The 1,160-nt window shown below is 43.8% G+C and carries 3 protein-coding genes; 1 reads left to right on the top strand and 2 read right to left on the bottom strand.

The features are described 5' to 3' along the window. Both A3738_RS27915 and A3738_RS27910 read right to left on the bottom strand, forming a co-directional pair. On the bottom strand, nt 1–375 hold a 375-nt coding region (locus tag A3738_RS27915; RefSeq protein ID WP_156504554.1), incomplete at its 3' end, for a hypothetical protein. Between the two features lie 94 nt (nt 376–469). Continuing rightward, nucleotides 470–928: an energy transducer TonB gene (locus A3738_RS27910; protein ID WP_231876784.1), complete on the bottom strand. Its 459-nt coding sequence runs from the start codon at nt 926–928 to the stop codon at nt 470–472. A 37-nt stretch (nt 929–965) separates the two neighbouring features. Between A3738_RS27910 and A3738_RS32240 the strand changes: the two genes are divergently transcribed. Then, the coding region (locus A3738_RS32240; protein ID WP_231876783.1) for a hypothetical protein at nt 966–1,160 on the top strand (195 nt) is incomplete at its 3' end.

Here is a 1,160-nt window from a genome sequence, read left to right as displayed (position 1 = left end):
AGATTGTAGATAACGAATAGACAGAATTAATTGATCTTCAGAAAGATAAAGTTGAGACAAGTCATAACGCAACTTTTGCTGATTTTCATGAACCAGAGCGCTCATGTTATGAGCTAATTCCAGTAGCTCAATTGCCTTAGTATTTTCATTGCGGCTGACATAAATATAACCCGCCGTTTTCAAGACGACGGCCGTTTCATAGGCGTTCTTCTGTACGCGAATGATCAATCGATTAAGTTTCTCAAACGCGCCATCAATATCGCCTTCATCAATACTACCTTGCAAATCAACTAGTAAATTGTAGGTGCCTTTTGACACAAGGGATTTTTTACTAGCAGAGCCTTCACTTCCGCCCGCAGCAACACTTGGAGGCATTTGAAAATCGGTCGCAAAACTTACATGCGACAACCCAGTCGAGATAAAGAACGTGAGCACCAGAGATAAACTGCGATGCCGTAAAATGGATCGGTTAGAGCTGAAATACATACTTACGCTCAACAACACGCGTAGCTTGCGCTTGACCATTGACCAAACGAGGCAGGTATTCCCATCGAGCTACCTCCTTCAACACGACACGATCAAAAATTCTTGGAGGGGAAGATTCAACGATTTCAACGTCAGTCACCTTGCCTTCTGCAGTTACTATATAATTAAATACCACCCATCCTTCTATTCGCCTTCGTTGAGCTTTAGGAGGATAAGTAAGTGTGCTTTCTCTCACTGCAACCAATTCTCGGCTATTTCCTAGACTTGTCGTTGCTTCATTGTTAATGCCTTCAAATGAAAGCTCTGCCAACGAAATAGGCGCCTCGATGGCAACTTCATCAGCGAACAATGGCATCTCAATCGATAGCTTTTGATTTGCAATATCAGGAAGCATTAGAGCGGGAGGTGCGATTTGCGGCTGCTCAGGAATCTCGTCTGCCAACTCTCGCCTTTCTTCCTCAGGGGGTTCTGAATCTGAATTGGTTTTAGCCCTCAAAAAATCTACAACTAGTAAGGTTTTGGAAGATGTAGGCTGGTGTATCGAAGGTTCAATCAATTTTGCCATCAACCAGAACAAGCATAGGCATACAGCCATGCCTAACGGCAAAAGCACAGCAATACGAGCAAGCATATTATTGGCTGCCTTTGGCGGCAGCGATCGCTATATTCTCGAC

The sequence above is a fragment of the Oleiphilus sp. HI0066 genome (genome assembly GCF_001635725.1).
The sequence above is the reverse complement of the archived record's forward strand: the minus strand, read 5'-3'. Positions and strand labels throughout refer to the sequence as shown.